21 protein-coding genes are annotated in these 19,817 nt (G+C 68.3%); 13 read left to right on the top strand and 8 right to left on the bottom strand.

Going from position 1 to position 19,817, the window contains the following annotated elements; all coding sequences use genetic code 11:
* Positions 1-3 precede the first annotated feature (3 nt).
* Positions 4-1,929 (top strand): glycosyltransferase, encoded by a 1,926-nt coding sequence (locus ED92_RS04970; protein WP_016330687.1) that lies wholly within the window; start codon positions 4-6, stop codon positions 1,927-1,929.
* Positions 1,930-2,056: 127 nt separating this feature from the next.
* Here ED92_RS04970 and ED92_RS04965 read toward each other — a convergent pair whose 3' ends face one another.
* A complete protein-coding gene (locus ED92_RS04965; RefSeq protein WP_016330689.1) occupies positions 2,057-2,299 on the bottom strand; it encodes a hypothetical protein in 243 nt (80 codons plus the stop codon).
* Between the two features lie 115 nt (positions 2,300-2,414).
* Between ED92_RS04965 and ED92_RS04960 the strand changes: the two genes are divergently transcribed.
* The 4 genes from ED92_RS04960 to ED92_RS04945 all read left to right on the top strand — a co-directional run bounded on the left by ED92_RS04960 (position 2,415) and on the right by ED92_RS04945 (position 5,825).
* Positions 2,415-3,179, top strand: coding sequence for an ESX secretion-associated protein EspG (locus ED92_RS04960; RefSeq protein WP_037336034.1), 765 nt, complete (start codon positions 2,415-2,417; stop codon positions 3,177-3,179).
* 143 nt (positions 3,180-3,322) lie between these two features.
* Complete coding sequence (locus tag ED92_RS04955) at positions 3,323-3,799, top strand: hypothetical protein (protein ID WP_235213195.1); 477 nt, start codon at positions 3,323-3,325, stop codon at positions 3,797-3,799.
* Positions 3,800-3,805: 6 nt separating this feature from the next.
* Positions 3,806-4,357: a DUF3558 domain-containing protein gene (locus tag ED92_RS04950; RefSeq protein WP_037333427.1), complete on the top strand. Its 552-nt coding sequence runs from the start codon at positions 3,806-3,808 to the stop codon at positions 4,355-4,357.
* Between the two features lie 10 nt (positions 4,358-4,367).
* Complete coding sequence (locus ED92_RS04945) at positions 4,368-5,825, top strand: hypothetical protein (RefSeq protein ID WP_037333425.1); 1,458 nt, start codon at positions 4,368-4,370, stop codon at positions 5,823-5,825.
* 55 nt (positions 5,826-5,880) lie between these two features.
* Here ED92_RS04945 and ED92_RS04940 read toward each other — a convergent pair whose 3' ends face one another.
* The 3 genes from ED92_RS04940 to ED92_RS04930 are packed head-to-tail and all read right to left on the bottom strand — an operon-like array spanning position 5,881 to position 8,558.
* Complete coding sequence (locus tag ED92_RS04940; RefSeq protein WP_037333422.1) at positions 5,881-6,789, bottom strand: glycosyltransferase; 909 nt, start codon at positions 6,787-6,789, stop codon at positions 5,881-5,883.
* Positions 6,786-7,610 carry an ABC transporter ATP-binding protein gene (locus ED92_RS04935; RefSeq protein ID WP_037333420.1) on the bottom strand — a complete coding sequence of 275 codons (825 nt, stop codon included), beginning with the start codon at positions 7,608-7,610 and terminating at the stop codon, positions 6,786-6,788. The genes ED92_RS04940 and ED92_RS04935 overlap by 4 nt, the downstream gene beginning before the upstream one ends.
* A gap of 3 nt (positions 7,611-7,613) precedes the next feature.
* On the bottom strand, positions 7,614-8,558 hold the full coding sequence (locus tag ED92_RS04930) for an ABC transporter permease (RefSeq protein WP_037333416.1): 945 nt from the start codon (positions 8,556-8,558) through the stop codon (positions 7,614-7,616).
* 145 nt (positions 8,559-8,703) lie between these two features.
* On the opposite strand from ED92_RS04930, the gene ED92_RS04925 reads away from it, so the two are divergent.
* Genes ED92_RS04925 through pseI form a run of 4 tightly spaced genes read left to right on the top strand, consistent with a single transcriptional unit; the run spans position 8,704 to position 11,383 of the window.
* Positions 8,704-9,333, top strand: coding sequence for a hypothetical protein (locus tag ED92_RS04925; RefSeq protein WP_037333414.1), 630 nt, complete (start codon positions 8,704-8,706; stop codon positions 9,331-9,333).
* Between the two features lie 35 nt (positions 9,334-9,368).
* Complete coding sequence (locus tag ED92_RS04920; protein WP_037333411.1) at positions 9,369-9,803, top strand: hypothetical protein; 435 nt, start codon at positions 9,369-9,371, stop codon at positions 9,801-9,803.
* The gene (locus ED92_RS04915) at positions 9,800-10,318 is read left to right on the top strand and encodes a GNAT family N-acetyltransferase (RefSeq protein ID WP_037333409.1); all 519 of its coding nucleotides are present in this window, start codon (positions 9,800-9,802) and stop codon (positions 10,316-10,318) included. Before ED92_RS04920 ends, ED92_RS04915 begins: the two co-directional genes overlap by 4 nt.
* Positions 10,319-10,327: 9 nt before the next feature.
* Positions 10,328-11,383 (top strand): pseudaminic acid synthase, encoded by a 1,056-nt coding sequence (pseI, locus tag ED92_RS04910; protein WP_037333406.1) that lies wholly within the window; start codon positions 10,328-10,330, stop codon positions 11,381-11,383.
* Between the two features lie 235 nt (positions 11,384-11,618).
* Here pseI and ED92_RS04905 read toward each other — a convergent pair whose 3' ends face one another.
* Positions 11,619-12,752, bottom strand: a complete 1,134-nt coding sequence (locus tag ED92_RS04905) for a DegT/DnrJ/EryC1/StrS aminotransferase family protein (RefSeq protein WP_037333404.1) — start codon at positions 12,750-12,752, stop codon at positions 11,619-11,621.
* Positions 12,745-13,728 (bottom strand): UDP-N-acetylglucosamine 4,6-dehydratase (inverting), encoded by a 984-nt coding sequence (gene pseB / locus ED92_RS04900; protein ID WP_037333402.1) that lies wholly within the window; start codon positions 13,726-13,728, stop codon positions 12,745-12,747. The genes ED92_RS04905 and pseB overlap by 8 nt, the downstream gene beginning before the upstream one ends.
* Before the next feature lie 49 nt (positions 13,729-13,777).
* On the opposite strand from pseB, the gene ED92_RS04895 reads away from it, so the two are divergent.
* From ED92_RS04895 to ED92_RS04885, 3 genes are all read left to right on the top strand, one after another.
* Positions 13,778-14,524, top strand: a complete 747-nt coding sequence (locus tag ED92_RS04895) for a cytidylyltransferase domain-containing protein (protein WP_037336029.1) — start codon at positions 13,778-13,780, stop codon at positions 14,522-14,524.
* Positions 14,521-15,531 (top strand): spore coat protein, encoded by a 1,011-nt coding sequence (locus tag ED92_RS04890; protein ID WP_052120277.1) that lies wholly within the window; start codon positions 14,521-14,523, stop codon positions 15,529-15,531. The genes ED92_RS04895 and ED92_RS04890 overlap by 4 nt, the downstream gene beginning before the upstream one ends.
* Positions 15,532-15,621: 90 nt before the next feature.
* Positions 15,622-16,776: an epoxide hydrolase family protein gene (locus ED92_RS04885; protein WP_037333398.1), complete on the top strand. Its 1,155-nt coding sequence runs from the start codon at positions 15,622-15,624 to the stop codon at positions 16,774-16,776.
* An 81-nt stretch (positions 16,777-16,857) separates the two neighbouring features.
* Here the strand turns inward: ED92_RS04885 and ED92_RS04880 are convergent, their stop codons facing one another.
* The gene (locus tag ED92_RS04880) at positions 16,858-17,466 is read right to left on the bottom strand and encodes a bacterial proteasome activator family protein (RefSeq protein WP_037333395.1); all 609 of its coding nucleotides are present in this window, start codon (positions 17,464-17,466) and stop codon (positions 16,858-16,860) included.
* 134 nt (positions 17,467-17,600) lie between these two features.
* Here ED92_RS04880 and ED92_RS04875 point away from each other — a divergent pair, with 134 nt between their 5' ends.
* Positions 17,601-18,800, top strand: a complete 1,200-nt coding sequence (locus ED92_RS04875) for a cysteine desulfurase-like protein (RefSeq protein WP_037333392.1) — start codon at positions 17,601-17,603, stop codon at positions 18,798-18,800.
* Here the strand turns inward: ED92_RS04875 and ED92_RS04870 are convergent.
* Positions 18,797-19,774 carry an NAD(P)H-quinone oxidoreductase gene (locus ED92_RS04870; protein WP_037333390.1) on the bottom strand — a complete coding sequence of 326 codons (978 nt, stop codon included), beginning with the start codon at positions 19,772-19,774 and terminating at the stop codon, positions 18,797-18,799. The two genes, ED92_RS04875 and ED92_RS04870, sit on opposite strands and share 4 nt — an antisense overlap.
* Positions 19,775-19,817: the final 43 nt, after the last annotated feature.

Here is a 19,817-nt window from a genome sequence, read left to right as displayed (position 1 = left end):
TTCATGCCCGGTAAAGCCGCCGTCACCGGAGAGGCCCCGAGCGCCATGGTGAGCACTGTCGACGACACCCGCTTCGCGGAACGCACCCCGCAGGGCCGTCTCACCGCGCAGCGCGGGCTCTACGCCGGCCCGGCCCCCATCGTCAGCAAGGACCTCTACGCCGAACTCGAGTGGGGTACCGCCGTGCGCGAGCGCGGGGGCATCTCCATCGAGCCCGCGTCGAAGGTGTCCGGCAACACGTACTTCGGCCGGTTCCCCGCCAGCTACTGGCAGCGCTGGACCGATGTGACCGAGGTCCAGGTCGAGGCCGTCGTCACCGGTGACGGCCAGCTGTCCGTCGGCGCCTCCGACATCGAGGGCGACCCGCGGGTCGTCGCCGCCGAGGTCGTCGCGGGTGCGAAGCAGCAGAAGGTGACGCTCACCGCGAAGCTCGACAAGTTCTACGACGGCGGCGCGCTCTGGCTCGACATCGAGACCGAGGGCGGCCAGTCGCTGCGCGTCGAGAAGGTCCGCTGGACGGTCGAAGCGCCGGAGAAGATCCGCCCGACCGCGGTGACCATCTGCACGATGAACCGCGCCGACGACTGCCTGTCGAACCTGCAGGCGCTCGCCGCCGACGTCTCCTCGCTGGAGACGCTCGACGCGATCTACGTCGCCGACCAGGGCACCGACCTCGTCGAGTCGCGCGACGGCTTCGAGCAGGTCGCCAAGGACCTCGGCGACAAGCTGCACTACATCAAGCAGCCGAACCTCGGCGGTGCCGGCGGGTTCACCCGCGGCCTCTACGAGGTCGCCGGCCACACCGAGACCGAGCACGCGAACGTCCTGTTCATGGACGACGACGTCCTGCTCGAGCCGGATCTGGTGATCCGGATGACCGCGTTCTCCAACCGCACGGTCAACCCGGTCATCGTCGGCGGGCAGATGCTGAACCTGCTGCACCCGAACCAGCTGCACGTCGGCGCCGAGTACGCCCGGCTGAACACGCTGGAGCCCGGCCAGCCGGTGCAGCACTCGCTCTCGACCGCCGACCTGCTCGGCGTCGACGAGGAGACCCTCAAGCCGAACCGCCAGGAACGCCGCCTCGACGCCGGGTACAACGGCTGGTGGTCGTGCCTGATCCCGTACGAGGTCGTCAAGGCCACGGGCTACCCGCTGCCGTTCTTCTTCCAGTGGGACGACGCGGAGTACAGCTACCGCGCCCGCGCGCACGGCTTCCCCACGGTCACCCTTCCGGGCGCCGGCGTCTGGCACGCCGACTTCCACTGGAAGGACTGGGACGAGTGGCACCGCTACTTCAACCTGCGGAACTCGATCATCACCGCCGCGCTGCACTCGCCGTTCAACCTGAACCTGCTCTCGCGCGTGCTCATCGCGCAGCTGGTCCGGTACCTGCTCGGCATGCAGTACGGCCTGTCCGCCACGCTGATCAAGGCCGTCGAGGACTTCCTCGAGGGGCCCGAGGTCCTGCGTGACGGCGGCGTCGCCGCGATGAAGGAGATCCGCCGGATCCGCGACGAGTACCCCGAGACCAAACGGCACAAGGCCACCGACGTCCCGGGTATCGCGTCGAACGACATCGGCATCATCAACAGCGCGCCGCGGCCCAGCATGCAGCGGCTGGTGCTGATCAAGCGGATCCTCGACCGGGTGCTCGGCCGCAGCCGTCACTCGCTCGGCGCGATCCCGATCGACGAGGCCCACTGGTGGCACGTCGCGACCTTCGACACCGCCGTCGTCACCGACGCTTCGCAGGAAGGCGTGCGGGTCCGCTCGTACGACCGCGCGAAGATGTTCGACCTGGCGCGCCGGGGCGCGAAGGTGATCCAGCGGCTCCGCAAGGAAGGCGCGGCGGTGCAGGAGCAGTACAAGCGCGCCATGCCCGAGCTGACCTCGCGGGACAACTGGAAGCGGCTTTACGAGCTGTAAGCGCACTTCGCTTCACCGAATGTCATGAAAGGGCCGTTCAGGACGTTTTTCGTCCTGAACGGCCCTTTCATGACGTCTGAGGCCGGTCACCTGCTGCCCTCGACGACTCAAGTAGGGCTCCCTGGAACTAGTGCAGCCCGAACACTCTCGTCTTGCGGTTCAGATCGTCGATGTAGGCGGCGGCGACGTGGGAGAAGTTGATCGCCACCTCCGAGTCGTCCCTCGTCTGGATCGTCTGCACCGAACCGGTGCGGACGAAATGCGAGAGATCCTTGGTCAGCCGTTCGGTTTCTTCCGTCGTGAGCGCGAAGAGCAGTGGCTCCCCGCCGGTGGCGAGATGGAGGACGAGCGCGGGTTTCTGGTCTGCCATGGATCCATGGCAGCAGCCGTGATCACAACCGGGCAAGCGGGTTCGCTGCGGGCGTATCGGGCGCGTGGACTACGTTCATCCCGACGGACAAGACACCCGCGGGGGGGAAATGGCGATGCCGCATTCGTTTTCGTTGTCGCTGGCGGCGGTGGACATCCTGCTCGAACACGGCCGGTTCGGGCCGTCGCCCGTCCCGTTCGAGATCCCGCACATCGGCACGACGACCGATCAGCGCGCGATGGTGCGCGAGGCCGTCTTCCGCGACCTCGAAGGCCGCGGCCTGATGCGCGGCGGCAGGCTCGACGCGGACGTCGAGCTGGCGATCGCCACCTTCGCCAATCCGCAGCTCGCCGTCTGGGCGGTCGCGCAGCTGGACAAGGACAAGCAGCTACTCGCGAGGGCGGCGACGAACGGGCAGTTCGCGGTCGTCGTACGCCAGGACGAGAACCTGCTCGTGTTCGAGGAGACCAGGCCGACCGCGATCGTCGCGTCGATCGTCGACCTGCTGCCGCTCACCCCGGCAGGCCCCGGTCAATCGGTCACCATCGCGAAGCCGGCGAGCACGCCGAAGCGCCCCCGGAACGACGACGCGTACGACCCCTTCGCCAACGTCAGCGGGCCGCGGTCACACGGGTCGAATCCGCAGCTGCGGCAGGTGGAGCGGATCTTCGAGAAGCCGAAGACGCGTGTGGGCCAGTTCAGCGTGTTCATCCGCGGCGGCCAGCTGTTCCCGCCGCTGGCGTGGTTCGACACCGAAGCGGGCCGCTTCATGATGACCTCGCGTCAGGCGGCCGACGGGCAAAGCTGGCTGACCTACGCTCCCGCCGACAACGCGAGGATCGCTCAGCAGCTGTATGCCCAGCTCGAAGGGCACTTCTGAGCCACGGGGAACCGGGGTGACGCCCGTTTCGTCACAGCTACGGAGATCTTCGGCGATCGGTGAATCACCGTCGCGCTGAGTGCCCGGCTAGTAGACTGCCGGGCGATACGCACAGGCGAGCAGACGAGGCAGTGGGGCGGGCGATGGCTTTCGAAGCGGACGGCGGACAGGCGGCACCGGACTTTTCGATCGGCTCCGCCTTGGGTGCGGCAGCTGGTTACGTGGCGGCCGGTGGCCTGAACGCGGCCGCGGTCGCCAAGGTGAGCGCGGAGACCCAGAAGCTGGTCTCGGCCGCCAAGAGCGGCGGCTTCAAGATCACCGCCAAAGGCGTCGAGCCGCTTCTCAAAGTGGTGCGCGACATGACGAAAGAGCTCAACAGCCTGGAAAGCAAGACGGTCCACCTTTCCCAAGCGCCGCAACTCGGCGACCACCCGTACGGCAGGGCCGTCGCCGCCCACGACCACAAGGGTGCCGCCCAGTCGGCCAATTCGGCGAGCGCGGTGATCGGTCAGTTCCGCCAGGTGGTCCTGGATACCGAAGAAGCGCTGTTGCGCGCGTCGGGCCAGTACGAGAAGAAAGAACACGAAACGGTCGAGGCGCTCGATCGGCTCAAGAACTGAGGCGGAATGAAGAAGCTGCTCCTCGTACCGCTGACCGCGGCCGCGTTCGTGCTCGCGGCCTGTTCCACCGAAAAACCGGGCACCCCCTCCGCGGCGCCGTCGTCGCCCGCGCAAGGCGGCGAGTCCACCGCCCCGACGACGGCCACCGGTGGTGCCGACCCCGCGTCGATCGATCCGTGTTCGCTCGTCGGCGCTGCCGATCTGGCGTCGTTCGGCACTTTCGAGCCACCCGTTCCCGAGAACGTGGGTGGTGCCCGCGTCTGCGAGTTCACCAAGGACTCCCAGACGGCGGCCGACAGCGTCACCGTCAGTGTCGGGGTTCGTGACAAGCAGGGTGTCGACGGTGTCGTCGACGGCGGGAACGGCAAGACCACCGGCAACGTCAACGGGCGCAAAGCCGTGCTCGTTCCGAAACCTCCCGCCAGCTGTCTGATGGCACTCGAAATCAGTGCCTCGGCGCGGGTCGACCTCGTGGTCGTCAGCACGGATCCGGAGAAGTCGTGCGGGATGGCGGAGAAGATCGCCGACATCGTCGAACCGAAGCTTCCGAAGGGCTAGGGGGACCAGGATGACCACCAACAAGGCTCAGATGACCGAGCAGGAGTACGTCGCCGGTCTCTCGCCCCAAGCCCGGGACCAGTACTACCGGGACAAGGCCAGTGGCGAAGGCGACGACGGGCCGTTCGGCATCTTCCAGCGGTTGATCGCCCAGGGCAGGGCTCAGCAGCAGTCCGAAGAGGTCGGCGACAAGACCGTCGACGAGCTGACCAAGAACAAGGACGTCAAGTACGTCGAGGGGCTCGAGCCGCCGAACGGCGACTACCTCGGCTACGACCACGAGAAGCTCGAACAGTTCGTCAACAGCAACCTGAACGTCGAACAGGTCTCCGAGGTCTCGACCGCGTACCACGAGATCCACAAGGCATTCGACACCTTCTCGAGGAGGATGGACGAGGCCGTCGTCGCTTCGCAGGGCACCTGGGAAGGTGACGCGGCGGGCAACGCGCAGGGCTACTTCAAGAGCCTCAGCAAATGGTCCGAGGCGAACTCCCAGAACGCCAAGCTCGCCTCCGAGACGATCTACGACCAGGGCACCGCGGCCTCCACCGTGAAGAACACGATGCCCAAACCGATCCCCTTCAGCTGGAAGGAAGAGATCGGGGGGTGGCTGACGTCGAACCCGTTCAACATGAGCGAGAACATCGACAAGTCCATCCAGAAACAGAAGGACAGCCTGGAGGCCCACACCCAGGCGGCCTCCGCCATGAACAACTACGACAAGTCCTTGTACGAGGCCGCGTCGAAGCAGCCGGTGTTCGCCGAGCCGCCGAAGTTCGGCGAGGGCGGCGGTGGCGGGATCGACGATACGGGCAAGCCGCTGCCGTACCAGGTTCCGCCCGGCTCGAACACGCCCGGCCCCAACAACCCCGGGAACACCTACATCCCGCCGGGCAGCGGTGGCGGGGGTAACGGCGGCGGTGGTGGAGGCGGTGGCGGTGGCTACGGCTCCACCTTGCCCGGTCCGGGCAGCACCACGGGATCCGGCAGTCTTCCGTCGGGCACCACGCCGTCCGGCTTCCAGAACAACCCGGCGCCGATCACCACGCCCGGCCCCAACAACACCGCGATGCCGATCAGCCCCATGCCGATGGCGCCGCCCATGATGGGCGGCGGCATGGGCGACTCGGACTACAACAGCCGGACCGGCCGCGGTGGCGGCGGAAGCGGGTTCGGCCCCGGCAGCGGCGGCGGTTCCACACCCGGTTCGGGTTCCGCGTCCGGCGCGGCCCGTCCGGGCGGTATCGGTGCCGCCGAAGCGGCCGCCGGCCGCGGTATGGGCGGTCTCGGCGGTGGCGCGGCCGGTCGCGGCGGGCCGGGGATGGGCGGCGGTATGGGCGGCCGCGGCCAGCAGTCGGAGGGGGACGAGGACACCGAGCACCAGCGTCCGACGTACCTCGTCGAGGGCGACCCCGACGAGGTCTTCGGGACCGACATGCGCACCGCGCCGCCGGTCATCGGCGAATAGACGCACGAAAACGGGCCCCTCGCGCGAGCGAGGGGCCCTTTTTCTTCCGTGGAACTCAGTAGCGGTAGAACTTCTCCTTGCGGCCCTGGCGAACCAGCTTGAGCCACTGCAGGAAGGCCTTCGGATCCCGCTTCACCCCGACGAAGTACAGACCGAACCGCACCACTTCGAGCGCGCCGATCTTGCGCATCCCCGGCTGGGACAGCAGGTATCCGCGGTTGCGGTAGGTGTAGTAGCGCTTGACCTCGTTTTCCGGGTCCTGCGCGTGGAACCGGCCACCCAGCATCGGCTTGAACTCGTCCGAACCGTCCGGGTGCAGGTACGCGGTCTTGAGCGAGGTGCCGAACGGCAGCCCGGAACGCACCAGGCGCCGGTGCAGTTCGACCTCGTCACCGCGGAAGAACAGCCGCAGATCAGGCACGCCGACGACGTCCAAAGTGGACGCCCGGAACAACGCACCGTTCATCAGCGAGGCGATCCCCGGCAGGAAGTCGACGCCCAGTTCCGACGACGAACGCTTCCAGGTCAGCCCGCGCCGCAACGGGAACGCGAGCTTGTCCGGCGCGTCGATGTTGGACACCACCGGGGAGATCTCGGCCAGATCGCGCTTCTCGGCCTCCTCCAGCAGGATCGCGAGGACGTTCTCGTCGGCGGGACGGCCGTCGTCGTCGGCCAGCCAGATCCAGTCCGCGCCAAGGGAAAGCGCGTGCAACATGCCGAGCGCGAACCCGCCCGCACCGCCGAGGTTGCGATGCGAAGGCAGGTACGTGAAGGGAAGCGGGTAGTTCTCGACGATGTCCCGCGCCGACTTGTCCGGCCCGTTGTCGACCACGACGAGGTGGTCGACCGGCCGGGTCTGCGCGGCGATCACCTTGAGCGAGTCCGCGAGCAGTTCCCGTCGATGGCGCGTGACGACCACGCCGACGACGGCGCCTTCGGGCAACTGCCGGGTCTCGCTGGTCATCCTTGGCCACCGTTCGTCGTCGCCACCGGCTCGGGTTCGATACCGAACCGCTCCAGCGTCTCCTTGCTCATGTTCTCGAACGGGTCGCGCCCCTTGTAGCCGGTGAGCACCTCGCGCAGCGAACCGCGCTGCTTGACGTGCCCCTCGTCCATCCAGATCGCGGAGTCGCAGAGCTCGAAGAGGAACTCGTCCGAGTGGCTGGCGAACACCAGGATGCCCGAGCGCTTCACGAGGTCCTTGAGCCGGTCCTTCGCCTTGTTGAGGAACGCCGCGTCGACCGCGCCGATACCCTCGTCGAGGATCAGGATCTCCGGGTCGATCGAGGTGACCACGCCCAGCGCCAGGCGCACCCGCATACCGGTCGAGTAGGTCCGCAGCGGCATCTGCAGGTAGTCGCCGAGTTCGGTGAACTCCGCGATGTCGTCGACGCGGGCTTCCATCTGCTTCGCGGTCATCCCGAGGAACAGGCCGCGGATGATGATGTTCTCCATCCCGGAGATCTCCGGGTCCATGCCGATGCCGAGATCGAAGACCGGCGCGATCTTGCCGGAGATCTTCGCCGAACCACGGGTGGGCTCGTAGATCCCGGACAGCAGCCGCAGCAGCGTCGACTTCCCGGCGCCGTTGTGGCCGACGAGACCGACACGGTCGCCTTCGCGGAGCTGGAGGCTCACGTCGTGCAGGGCTTCGATGATCGGCACCTTGCTCTCGGTGCCGATCTTGCCGCCGACCTTGCCCAGCACCTTCTTCTTCATGGAGCGGGTCTTCGCGTCGAAAATGGGGAAGTCGACGTAGGCGTTGTGCACATCAATGCTGACCATCTGTCACACCCAATAAGAGACGCGGGAACGGTAATTGCGCATCGCGACCAGCGCGAGACCCCAGCCGACGACGGTGATGCCGAGCACCACGTACCAGCTGTTGAGGCTGACGGCCTGGCCGATCAACGGTGCGCGCACGATCTGGATGAAGTGGAAGAGCGGGTTGCCGTAGACGTACGGCAGGGCCCACGAAACGCCGTCACGGGCGCCACCCGCCATCAGCTGGTCGATCGGCCAGACGATCGGCGTCATGTAGAAGAGCAGCTGGATGAGCGAGTTGATCACCTGCGGGATGTCGCGGTAGCGCGTCGAGATGATGCCCAGCAGCAGGGTGACCCAGCCGGCGTTCAGCGCGAGCACGAGGATGCCGGGGATCGCGCTCAGCGAGTACCAGCCGAGCCCCGGGTGGCACAGCGCGCCGTCGACGCAGGCGCCGCTCATCGCGTACGGCTGGTCCAGGCTGGTGAAGAAGATCGCGACCACGATCACGTAGACGATCAGGTTGTGCGCCAGCATCAGCGTCTGGCGCCAGACCGTCCGCAGCACGTACACCGAAAGCGGTGCCGGGAGCTGTTTGATCAGCCCTTCGTTGGAGATGAAGGTCTCCATGCCCTCGGACAGGCAGCCGCTGATGAAGCCCCAGATGATGAACCCGGTGCTGATGTAGGGAAGGAACGTCGCCGTCGGCAGGTTGAACAACTGTGAGTACAGAAGCCCCAGGCCGAGCGCGATGACGCCCTGGCTGATGGTGATCCAGAACGGGCCGATCACCGAGCGGCGATAGCGCTGCTTGATGTCCTGCCAGCCGAGGTGTCCCCACAGCTCTTTGGCGGCGAAACCGGTCTTGATGTCGGCGAACGCGCGCGAAAAGGTCTTGCTGTCCGAAATCGGCGGAACCGAGGTCGGCGCAGCACCGTCGGCGGCGTGAACCGTGCTGGTGGCATGCACGGGAACGAGGGTACCGATGGGGCCGATGATGCCTGGGGCGCCCCGTCCCGACCACGGAACGCTACCGTCGGATTCGCACCCGAACGCGGTGCGTGTGCTGGTACTTTCTGCCCTCATGACTGCTGCACTCGGCGACGCGAGCCTGATGGTCAATCTGCTCGCCGCATACGCCGACCGGCCGGAGCCCCGTTCGGTGGCCGTGGTCGGGAATCAGCCGCTTCCGCCGGACCCTCGGCGAGCGAAGGCCATCGACGCTTGTGACCTCGTGATCCGCGTCAACGGCTTCGTCGTGGACGAGCCGGGCGGCCCCGAAACGGTCGGCAGCCGGGTGCACGTCGTGGTGTTTAACCGCGCCGTCCGCGCCACCAAGCACGTCTTCCGTGACTACCGCAAACGGCTCTACCTGCTGGTCGAGCCGGGCCGGATGCACTGGGAGCCCGAAGACATCCCGGGCTGGTGGCCCGGAGACCTCGGTTACGTGCCGGTGCCGAACCGCGAGGTCGTCCTGCCGCTGTCCGACGCGCTCGGGCTGCCGAGCCGCGAAGAGGGCCTGTGGTCAACCACCGGGACGCTCGCCGCGTGGATCGCGCGCACGTCGTTCCCGCACGCCAATCTGGTCCTGTCCGGGTTCTCGTTCATCGACGACCCGGCCCAGACCCACTGGGAGCACGCCGCGGGCGACTCCTGCATCGTCGGACCCGAGCACCGCATCGCCGCCGAGGGCAGGTTGCTGGACTCGTGGACGAAGACCGGCGAAACCGAACTCCTGCGCTGAACTCCCAGCCAGCCCATCCCGAGAAGGAACACCCCATGGCAGTGCAGAAACTCCGCAGCGGCGTGATCGGCCGGATCGCCCGGCTCATCGACTTCCGGATCGACGAGCGGCTTCGCGACCTCAACGGGCGCGTCAACGACCTCGAACACGCCACCGCGGACCACCGCCGACGGCTCGACGGCGCCGAGAGCGGCCTTGAGCACGCCCGCGGCGACTTGCGCTGGACCCGCGCCGAGCTGGACCGCCTGATCCCGAGTGTCGCGGCCCAGGAGGCCCAGCTGGAGGATCTGCGCGAGTCGCTGTCGCTGCCGGTGCACGCGGACAAGCCCGAGCTGGCCGAGGCGCGCAGCCTGATCCAGGAGATCCAGCGCCAGCACGCCCAGATCCGCGTCCGGCTCGCCGGGATCGCCCGCTACGAGGACCGGCTGCGCCGGATCGAGGACTCCATCACCGTCCCGGCAGGCGAATGACCGGCCTGCTGGTCGAAGCCGGGGACGAGGACCTCGACCGGATCCGGCGGTGGCGCAACCATCCGTCGGTCCGGCGGGTCAGCTTCACCACGCACGAGATCGGTGTCGAAGAACACCGTGGCTGGTTCGAAGCCGTCCGCGCGGACCCGAGTCGTCGTGTCCTCGTCTACCGGCACGACGGCGTGCCCGCCGGTGTCGTGCTGTTCAGTGACATCGATATCGAGGCCGGAAGCGCGGAATGGCACTTCTACCTGGACGTCGAGGGCCTCGGCCGGGAAATCCTCCCTGCTTGGCTGAAGCTGGAGGGCGCCGCCGTCGACTACGGCTTCGACGTGCTCGGCCTGAACCTGCTCGGCGGGGCGACACTCGCGGACAACCGGCAGGTGCTGCAGCTCCACAAGCGATTCGGCTTCCTCGAAACACGCAGGTATGTTCGAGAGGTCGACGGTGAGCCGCGCGAGGTCGTCTGGACCGAACTGCGTGCCGCCGACCGCCGGACCAGGAAGAAGAGGTAGTCCCACCCGATGACCGCCACCGAGGTGCGCATCGGCGCACATGTTCTCTCGACGGCGCATCCGCCGTTCGTGATCGCCGAAATGTCCGGTAACCACAACGGTGACCTCGGCAGGGCCCTGGAGATCGTCGACGCGATCGCCGAGACCGGCGCGCAGGCGGTCAAGCTGCAGACCTACCGGCCGGACACGATCACCATCGACGTGGACACACCGGACTTCCGGATCGGCGACTCGCATTCGCTCTGGGGCGGCGAGAACCTCTACAAGCTTTACGAGCGCGCCCACACGCCGTGGGAATGGCACGAGCCGCTGTTCGAGCGCGCCCGCGCCCGTGGCCTGGAGATCTTCTCCAGCCCGTTCGACCCCACCGCCGTCGAACTGCTGGAGTCACTGGACGCGCCCGCGTACAAGATCGCCTCGTCGGAGATCGTCGACCTGCCGCTGATCGAACTGTGCGCGAAGACCGGCAAACCGTTGATCATCTCGACCGGGATGGCCAGCGTCGCCGAGATCGACGCGGCGGTCCGGACCGCGCGCGAGGCGGGCAACGACCAGCTGATCGTGCTCGGCTGCACCGCCAGCTACCCGGCGTCGCCCGCCGAGAGCAACCTGCGTGGCCTGCCTGTCTTGGCGGGCGTGACGGGGACGCTCGTCGGCCTGTCCGACCACACGCCCGGTATCGGCGCCCCGTTGGCGGCCGTGGCGCTGGGCGCCGTCGCCATCGAGAAGCACGTGACGCTGGCCAGGAACGACGGCGGCGTCGACTCCGAGTTTTCGCTGGAGCCCGGTGAGCTGGCCGCACTGGTCACCGAATCGCACCGCGCGTGGGAGGCGCTGGGCGCCGCCGTGATCGGGCCGCGCGAGAGCGAGAAAGAGGGCTTGCGGTTCCGCCGTTCCCTTTACGTCGTCGAAGATGTGCGCGCGGGGGACACGGTGACGCGGGAGAACGTCCGGTCGATCCGGCCGGCCGGCGGGCTGGCGCCCGCCGAGATCGTGAACGTGCTCGGCCGCACGTTCTCCTCGGATGTCCCGAAGGGCACCGCGCTCACCTGGGGCCTGATCTAGCCTCACGTGACCTGGTGGACGACACACGTGATCCGACGGACGACACGTGTGATCGGGCGGACGACACGCGTGACTGGATGGCCGACACGCTTGCGGCCGGGTCCATGGCGCGAGTCGTCCGCCCAATCACGCGTGTCGTCCATCCCAACACATGTGTCGTCCGTCCAGTCACGCGAAACCGCCACCCGTGCATCGGTGGGACGTACCTAAGACACGGTCGGCCTTAGTCGTCCTTCTAGCGGAAGAAGCCGTGGACCTCGTCGATGACGCGGTCCACGTCGGCGTCGGTCAACGCCGGGAACAGCGGCAGCGAAAGCTCCTGGCTGTAGTACAGCTCCGCGTTCGGGCACATCCCGCGCCGGTACCCGAGATCCTCGAACACCGGGTGCCAGTACGCGGGGATGTAGTTGACCTGCACGCCGATTCCCTTGCCGCGCAAGTGATCGAAGAGCGCACGGCGGCGTCCTTCGAGGACTCGCAGCGGGTACAGGTGCCACACCGGGTCCGCGCCTTCGCGCACGGCAGGCGTCAGCACTCCGTCCACTGAGGACAGTGCGGCGGTGTAGCGCGCGTGGATCTCCGCACGCCGCTTCTTGAACTCCGCGAGCCTGCGCAGCTGACTGCTTCCCAGGGCGCACAACACATCCGGGAGCCGGTAGTTCAGGCCGAACTCGTGCACCTCCTGGTGCCACGCGCCTTCGTCCGGATACCGCTGCGCCGCCTTGTCCCGCACCAGGCCGTGATTGCGGAAACCGCGGGCGCGGGCCAGCAGCTCGTCCGAACCGGCGACCACCGCACCGCCTTCGGCCGTGGTGAGGTTCTTGGTGGGGAAGAAGGAGAACGTCGTGAGGTCGGCGAGCGAGCCGACCGGCCTGCCCTGCCAGTTCCCGCCGACCGAATGCGCGGCGTCTTCCAGCAGCAGTGCGCCGTTGTCGTGCGCGATCCGGCCGAGCTCGTCCAGTTCGGCGGGGTGGCCGGCGTAGTCCACGGCCGCCACGACCTTGGTCCGCCCGGTGACGGCCGCCGAAGCCGCCGCCGGGTCGAGGTTGCCCGTGTCCGCCTCGACATCGGCGAACACGACCTTGCCGCCGAGCAGAGCCGCGGTCGCGGCGGTGGCGACGAAGGTCATCGGTGACGTGACGATCTCGTCGCCAGGGCCGATCCCGGCCGCCGCATACGCGACGTGCAACGCGGCCGTACCCGACGTGACGGCCACTGCGGGCGTGCCGCCGGTGTGTTCCGCGAGGTCTTCTTCGAAGCGGGTGACGGCGGGGCCGGTGGTCAGCCAGTCACCGCGCAGCACCTCGGTGACCGCGGCGATGTCCTCGTCCGAAACGGACTGACGGCCGTAGGGAAGGAAGTCACCCATACTGCTCGACCAGGTCGCGCAGTTCCTCGGCGTCGAGCCACAGGTCGTTGGTGTCCGAGCGGTAGGCGAAGTTCTCCGGGACGGCCTTGCCGTCCGACGGCGGCTCGTAACCCCAGCCCGCGATATGCGGCTGGACGACGTAGCGGTCGCTCAGCTGCACCGTGCGGCGGGCGTCGTCCGGGGCGATCATCTCTTCGTGCAGCTTCTCACCGGGGCGGATGCCGACCTCGTGCATCGGCGAGCCGGGCGCGATCGCCTGCGCGAGCTCGACCAGCCGCATGCTCGGAATCCGCGGCACGTACAGCTCACCGCCGTTCATCTGGTCGAACGAGTCGACCACGAACTGCACGGCCTGCGGGAGGGTGATCCAGAACCGGGTCATCTCCTTGTGCGTGATCGGGAGGGACTCGCCCTTGGCCGCGAGCGCGCGGAAGAACGGGATCACGCTGCCCCGCGAGCCCATCACGTTGCCGTAGCGGACCACGGAGAACCTGGTCGGATGCGTCGCGGCGTAGTGGTTCGCGCTGATGAACATCCGGTCGGCGCAAAGCTTGGTGGCGCCGTAGAGGTTGATCGGGCTGGACGCCTTGTCCGTCGACAGCGCGACGACCTTCTTCACGCCGGTGTCGATCGCGGCTTCGATGACGTGCTGCGAGCCGACGACGTTGGTCTGCACGAATTCGAACGGGTTGTACTCACCCGTGTCGACCTGCTTGAGCGCGGCGGCGTGCACCACGTAGTCGACGCCGTGCATCGCGCGCTCGAGGCGGCGGCGGTCCCGGATGTCGCCGATGAACCAGCGCAGCCGCGGGTCGTTGTCGAACTGCTGGCGCGCTTCGTACTGCTTGAGCTCGTCGCGGGAGAGCACGACCAGCCGTCGCGGGTTCAGTTCGGCGAGGGCGTAGGTGATGAACGCCTTGCCGAACGAACCGGTCCCGCCGGTGAGCAGGATGCTGGAGCCATCCAGCTCGGACATCGTTGACCTCCGCGTTTCGGTGCTACTGCCGCACGACATCATGTCACCCATGGATCCAGACCCCGGGGCCCACGTGGTCAACGCCGTCATCCAGGCACGCGCGTCGTCCACCCGGCTGCCTGGCAAGGTGCTCCGCCCCTTGGCGGGCCGGAGCGTCCTCGGCTGGGTCGTCCGTGCCGCCACCGCTTCGCCGGGAATCGACAACGTCGTGGTCGCGACCTCGACGGAGGCCGACGACGACGAGGTGGCCGAGGAGGCCGCCCGGCATGGTGCCCTGGTCGCGAGAGGGCCGCTCGACGACGTCCTCGGGCGTTTCGCGGTCGCCATCGAGTCGTACCCGGCCGACGCGGTGGTACGGCTCACCGCGGACTGCCCGCTGCTGGACCCGGAATTGATCGGGCAGCTCGTCACGCTGTGGCGGGCGCGGCCGTCGCTGGACTACCTGAGCACCACCCTCGTGCGCACGCTGCCCCGGGGCTTCGACGCGGAACTCGTGCGTGCGGGAGTGCTGGCCGAGCAGATCGAGACCGCCCGCGGCGCCGATCGCGAGCACGTGACTTCGGGTGTCTACTCGCGTCCGGAGACGTATTCGTGCTCGGGCGTCGTGGTCAGCCCGCCCGCCGACGATCTGCGCGTGACCTTGGACACCGTCGAGGACTGGGCGGTCATCGAAGGTGTCGTGGCGGAGCTCGGGGATCGCGTCGGCGTTTGGCGTGAGGTGGTCGCGGTGCTGCGGTCGAGGCCCGATCTCGCGGCGCTCAACCGGCACGTGGAGCAGAAGAAGGTGGCCAGGTGACGAAGCTGGTGTTGAGAGCCGACGCCTCCGGGACGATCGGCGCGGGCCACGTCTCACGCATGGTCGCCTATGCCGAACGCGCGGTCGCGCGCGGCTGGGAGGTGGCGTTCAGCGGCTTCGTGGACAACGCCGAATGGCTGGCCGCGCGATTCGCGGAGCTGTCCGTTCCGATGCTCTACTCCGCCGTTCCCGCCGCGCTGGCGGAGGACTTCGACGTGGTACTCGTCGACCACTACGGCATCGGCGAGATACGGCGGGAAGTCAACGCCGGTGGTGCGCTGCTGGTCTCCATCGAGGACGACGTTTTCGGCAGGCGTGCGGCGGATCTGGTCGTCGACTGTGGGTTCGCTCCCGCGCCGCGGCCCGACGACGGCTCCGGTGAGTTGCTCAGGGGCGTCGCCTACGCGCCGATGCGGGACGTCGTCCGCCATGCGCGGGAGAAGCGTCATGCCCGCGAGCTGACCGAGCGGCCGCACGTGACCGTGGTGCTCGGCGGAGGGACGGAATGGGCCGGAACGGTCAGCGCGCTCCTGCACGCCTTGCGCGACACGGGGTTGCCCTTCGTCGCCGACGTGCTCGTACGTGGCGAACCCGTGGTGCCGGAGGCCTTGCCCGGGCAGGAATTCCGTGTCGCACCGCCCGGGCCGGGGCTGCTGGATCTGCTCGTGGAGACGGATGTGGCGGTGAGTGCGGCCGGGGTGACGCTGCTGGAGTTGTGCTGTCTCGGCGTGCCGACCGGCGTCGTGAAGCTGGTCGACAACCAGGAGACGGGCTACCGGGGCGCGCTGGATCTCGGGCTGGCGGCGGGCCTCGGAAGTGCCGCGGCATTGGACGACGATGTCGTCGAGACGCTGCGGACCTTGCTGCTGGACAGGGAGGCTCGCCATCGGTTCTCGGAGACGGCGGCGTCCATCGTGGACGGCCACGGCGTCGACCGTGTGCTGGACCGAATCGAGCGTTTCCTGCCGCCGGGGGAGAAAGCGCCGACCAGCGTCGACCAGCGCTGAGCTGATGACCAATTGGGCGCGGCCCGAGAACCGGGTTTGACCTTCGGTCGAGGACCGTGGTTGTCCTCGATCCTCCCTACCGTCGTCCCCATGACCATCACGCCGTTCACGATCGACGTCCCCCAGCGCGACCTCGACGATCTCGCCGCCCGCCTGGCGAACACCCGCTGGCCGGACGAGATCGACGGCGTCGGCTGGGGCCTCGGGACGCCGCTCGGCTACCTCCAGGAGCTCGCCGAATACTGGCGGCTCCGCTACGACTGGCGCACCCACGAGGAGCGTCTCAACGGTTTCCCCGGATTCCTGGCGAACATCGACGGCGCGAACGTCCATTTCCTGCACGCGCGGTCACCGGAGCCGGACGCGATCCCGCTGGTGCTGACGCATGGCTGGCCGGGGTCCATTGTGGAATTCCTCGACGTCGTCGGGCCGCTCTCGGACCCGCGCGCGTACGGCGGCGACCCGGGGGACGCGTTCCACGTCGTCGTGCCGTCGCTGCCGGGGTTCGGTTTCTCCGGGCCGACGACCGAGGCGAACTGGGGTTCGGACCGGACCGCGGACGCCTGGGTCGAGCTGCTGTCGCGCCTCGGGTACGAGCGGTTCGGGCTGCACGGTGGTGACTGGGGCGCGATCGTGTCGCGCGCGGTGGGCGTCCGGTGCCCGGAGCGGGTGATCGGCGCGCATCTGACGATGCTGCCGCACGCGGTGCCCCGGAGCGAGGCCGATCTGGAGGGACTCACCGGCGAAGAACTCGCGCGGGGCGAGGCGGCGCTGGCGCGCGGGCGGGAGTTCCAGAGCGGCGAATTGGGCTACGCGATGATCCAGTCGACCAAGCCGCAAACGCTTGCCTACGGGCTCACCGACTCGCCTGCCGGGCAGCTCGGCTGGCTGGTGGAGAAGTTCAAGTCCTATTCGGACTCGCGTGACGTCCCGGAGGACGCGATCGATCGCGACGATCTGCTCACCAGCGTGATGCTCTACTGGCTCACCGGCACGGCGAACTCGTCTTCGCGGATCTACACCACGCTGGGCCAGGCTTGGGGTACGCCACCGCCGCGGTCCACAGTGCCCACCGGCGTGGCCGTGTTCCCGAAGGACACCGGCCTGCCGATCCGGCACCTCGCCGAGCGCACCGACAACGTCGTGCACTGGTCCACTCCGGACCGAGGGGGTCACTTCCCCGGGCTGGAGGTGCCGGATCTGCTCATCGACGACCTGCGGACGTTCTTCCGCCCGCTGCGCTGAGCCGCGGATGTCATGAAAGGGCCGTTCAGGACGAAAAACGTCTTGAACGGCCCTTTCATGACATTTGGAGAGGGGCGCGTGTCAGAGGTACTGGCCCGGCCCGTGAGACTCGCCGCCGGCACCGTGCCCACCCAAAGCGGCGCCGCCCGCGGACGGACCCGCCGGCAGCCCCCGCCGCATCTGTTCCAGCTGCACCCGCGCCGCCATCTGCTGCGCGAACAGCGCGGTCTGGATGCCGCTGAACAGCCCTTCCAGCCAGCCGACGAGCTGCGCCTGCGCGATCCGCAGTTCGGCATCGGACGGCGTCGAGTTCTCGGTGAACGGCCGCACGAGCCGCTCCAGCTCGTCCTGCAGCTCGGGCGCGAGCGCCTGCTCCAGCTCGCGGATCGAGGTCTGGTGGATCTCGCGCACGCGGGTGCGGCTGGCGTCGTCCAGCGGCGCGGCGCGGACCTCCTCCAGCAGCTGTTTGATCATCGTGCCGATGCGCATCACCTTGGCGGGCTCTTCGACGAGGTCGCCGAGCGATTCCTCGTGTGCCTCCTCGCCGGAGTCGGCGCCGGGGGAGGCGACGCGCGCGGTGCCGACCGGAGTGCCGTCGGGACCGACGACCACCACATGGTGTGTGGAGTCTCCTCCGCCGTCACCGGGGGTGGTCGATTCGCGGGAAACTGGGTCGGTCATGTGCTCCATCCTGGCCTACGTCGGGCACGAAGCGCAGTGTGGTTTTCAGCGCCGTCTCCGAGCGTAGCGGGAATCGTCGCGCCCCGTGATCGGGCAGCCAACCCCGGGTAAAGCGCCAAACCGCACGTCCGTACGGTGTCCCCATGGCGTTCGACGTCGCTCGTATCCGTGGGTTGTTTCCCGCGCTGGGTGACGGCTGGATTCACTTCGACGGCGCCGCCGGAATGCTCGTACCTGAACAGGTCGCTTCGGCCGTATCCACGGCCATGCGCGCTCCGGTGTCCGGGCCGGGTGGAGCGTTTCCGGCCTCCCAGCGCGCGGAAAGCATTGTCACGGCCGCTCGCCGGGCGGTCGCCGATCTGGTCGGCGCCGACCCGGCCGGAGTCGTGCTCGGCCCCAACGCGCCCGATCTCATCCGCCGTCTCGTCGACGCGATGGCCGATCGCTGGACGATCGGCGACGAGGTCGTCGTCTCCCGGCTGGACGAAGAGGCCAACCTCGCGCCGTGGCGCCGAGCGGCGAAACGTGTCGGCGCGGTCGTGCGCTGGGGCGAGATCGACATCGAGACCTGTGAGCTGCCCGCCTGGCAGTACGAGAACCTCGTCTCCGCGCGCACCAAGGCCGTCGCGGTCACGCTGGCCTCCGGTTCGGTCGGCACCCGGCCCGACGTCCCGACGGTGATCGAGTTCGCCAAACGCGTCGGCGCGCTGGTCGTCGTCGACGCGACGTACGCGGCGCCGTTCGTGCCGCTGGACCTCAACGCGCTCGGCGCCGACGTGATGGTGGTTTCGGCGCAGGCCTGGGGCGGGCCGTCGGTGGGGGCGCTGGTCTTCCGCGATCCCGAACTGCTCGAACGGTTGCCGTCGGTCTCGCTCGACCCGGCCGCGCGCGGTCCGGCCCGGATGGAGCTGGGGCCGCACGCGTACCCGTTGCTGGCCGGGCTGGTCGCGTCGATCGACTATCTGGCCGGTCTGGACGACGCCGCGCAGGGCTCCCGGCGCGAGAAGCTGGTGACGTCGCTGGGCTCGGCCAAGTCGTACCACGCGGGTCTTCTGGCGCAGCTGTCCACGGAGCTGCGTTCGCTGCGGCACGTCATGGTCATCGGCGACGCCATGCGCAGGATCCCCGCGCTCGCGTTCGCAGTCGCGGGCAAGAAGGCACCCGAGGTCGCCGAATACCTGGCGTCCCAAGGGCTCTGCGCCTTCGCCGACGACGGCACGAGCGGTGTCTTCGGCTCGCTCGGCGCCGCCGAAGTCGGCGGCGCCGTCCGCATCGGACTCGCGCATTACTCGAACGTCTTCGAGGTCAATCAGCTCGTCCGCGTGCTGGAAGAGATCCGCTAGGACTTCGCGGCGAGGAGAACCTTGCCGAAAACCGTGCCGTCCTCGAGGGCCCGGTGCGCGGACGCGGCTTCGGCCATCGGGACGACCTGACCGACGATCGGCTTCACCGAACCCTGCTCCACCAACGGCCACAGCCGCTCGCGGACGTCGGCCACGATCGCCGCCTTCTGCGCCAGCGGCCGTGAGCGCAGGCCCGCGCCGAACACGCTCGCCCGTTTGCCCATCAGCTTGCCGATGTTCAGCTCGCCCTTGACGCCGCCCTGCATGCCGATGACGACCAGCCTGCCGTCCATGGCCAGCGCGTCGATGTTGCGGCCGAGGTACTTGGCGCCCATGTTGTCGAGGATGACGTTCGCGCCATCGGTTTCGGCGCGCAGCACCTCGACGAAGTCCTGCTCCTTGTAGTTGATCGCGATGTCGGCGCCGAGCTGGCGGCAGCTCTCCAGCCGTTCTTCCGAACCCGCGGTCACCGCGACCGTCGCGCCGAGCGCCTTGGCGACCTGGATCGCGTGCGTGCCGATCCCGCCCGCGCCGCCGTGGACGAGCAGGACGTCACCTTCGGACAAGCCGGCGTGCATCACCACATTCGCCCAAACCGTGCACGCGACTTCGGGCAGTCCGGCGGCCGCGAGCAATTCGACTTCGGCGGGAAGCGGAAGCAGTTGTCCGGCCGGGACGGCGACCTTTTCCCCGTAGCCACCACCGGCGAGCAAAGCACAAACTTCGTCGCCGATTCGCCACCCTTCGACGCCTTCGCCGATTTCGGCGATCGTGCCCGAACATTCGAGCCCGAGGATTTCGCTGGCGCCCGGCGGAGGCGGATAGTTCCCCTGCCGTTGCAGCAGGTCAGCGCGGTTGACGGCGCTCGCGGCGACTTCGATGACGACTTCGCCTTCACCCGCAACGGGATCAGGGACCTCGGTCCATTCGAGAACATCGGGATCGCCGGGCTCACGGATGGTGATCGCGTACATACAAACGACCCTATCCCGGTGTCGTAAAGTCCGCCGAACGTCG

Source organism: Amycolatopsis sp. MJM2582 (assembly GCF_000754115.1).
Classification (GTDB): Bacteria; Actinomycetota; Actinomycetes; order Mycobacteriales; family Pseudonocardiaceae; genus Amycolatopsis; species Amycolatopsis japonica.
This window is presented reverse-complemented; position numbering and strand designations above follow the sequence as displayed.

Coding starts and splice junctions, on each gene's coding strand:
- ED92_RS04970 (WP_016330687.1), top strand. CDS start 4: ATGCCCGGTAAAGCCGCCGTCACCGGAGAGGCCCCGAGCGCCATGGTG.
- ED92_RS04965 (WP_016330689.1), bottom strand. CDS start 2,299: ATGGCAGACCAGAAACCCGCGCTCGTCCTCCATCTCGCCACCGGCGGG.
- ED92_RS04960 (WP_037336034.1), top strand. CDS start 2,415: ATGCCGCATTCGTTTTCGTTGTCGCTGGCGGCGGTGGACATCCTGCTC.
- ED92_RS04955 (WP_235213195.1), top strand. CDS start 3,323: ATGGCTTTCGAAGCGGACGGCGGACAGGCGGCACCGGACTTTTCGATC.
- ED92_RS04950 (WP_037333427.1), top strand. CDS start 3,806: ATGAAGAAGCTGCTCCTCGTACCGCTGACCGCGGCCGCGTTCGTGCTC.
- ED92_RS04945 (WP_037333425.1), top strand. CDS start 4,368: ATGACCACCAACAAGGCTCAGATGACCGAGCAGGAGTACGTCGCCGGT.
- ED92_RS04940 (WP_037333422.1), bottom strand. CDS start 6,789: ATGACCAGCGAGACCCGGCAGTTGCCCGAAGGCGCCGTCGTCGGCGTG.
- ED92_RS04935 (WP_037333420.1), bottom strand. CDS start 7,610: ATGGTCAGCATTGATGTGCACAACGCCTACGTCGACTTCCCCATTTTC.
- ED92_RS04925 (WP_037333414.1), top strand. CDS start 8,704: ATGGTCAATCTGCTCGCCGCATACGCCGACCGGCCGGAGCCCCGTTCG.
- ED92_RS04920 (WP_037333411.1), top strand. CDS start 9,369: ATGGCAGTGCAGAAACTCCGCAGCGGCGTGATCGGCCGGATCGCCCGG.
- ED92_RS04915 (WP_037333409.1), top strand. CDS start 9,800: ATGACCGGCCTGCTGGTCGAAGCCGGGGACGAGGACCTCGACCGGATC.
- pseI (WP_037333406.1), top strand. CDS start 10,328: ATGACCGCCACCGAGGTGCGCATCGGCGCACATGTTCTCTCGACGGCG.
- ED92_RS04905 (WP_037333404.1), bottom strand. CDS start 12,752: ATGGGTGACTTCCTTCCCTACGGCCGTCAGTCCGTTTCGGACGAGGAC.
- pseB (WP_037333402.1), bottom strand. CDS start 13,728: ATGTCCGAGCTGGATGGCTCCAGCATCCTGCTCACCGGCGGGACCGGT.
- ED92_RS04895 (WP_037336029.1), top strand. CDS start 13,778: ATGGATCCAGACCCCGGGGCCCACGTGGTCAACGCCGTCATCCAGGCA.
- ED92_RS04885 (WP_037333398.1), top strand. CDS start 15,622: ATGACCATCACGCCGTTCACGATCGACGTCCCCCAGCGCGACCTCGAC.
- ED92_RS04880 (WP_037333395.1), bottom strand. CDS start 17,466: ATGGAGCACATGACCGACCCAGTTTCCCGCGAATCGACCACCCCCGGT.
- ED92_RS04875 (WP_037333392.1), top strand. CDS start 17,601: ATGGCGTTCGACGTCGCTCGTATCCGTGGGTTGTTTCCCGCGCTGGGT.
- ED92_RS04870 (WP_037333390.1), bottom strand. CDS start 19,774: ATGTACGCGATCACCATCCGTGAGCCCGGCGATCCCGATGTTCTCGAA.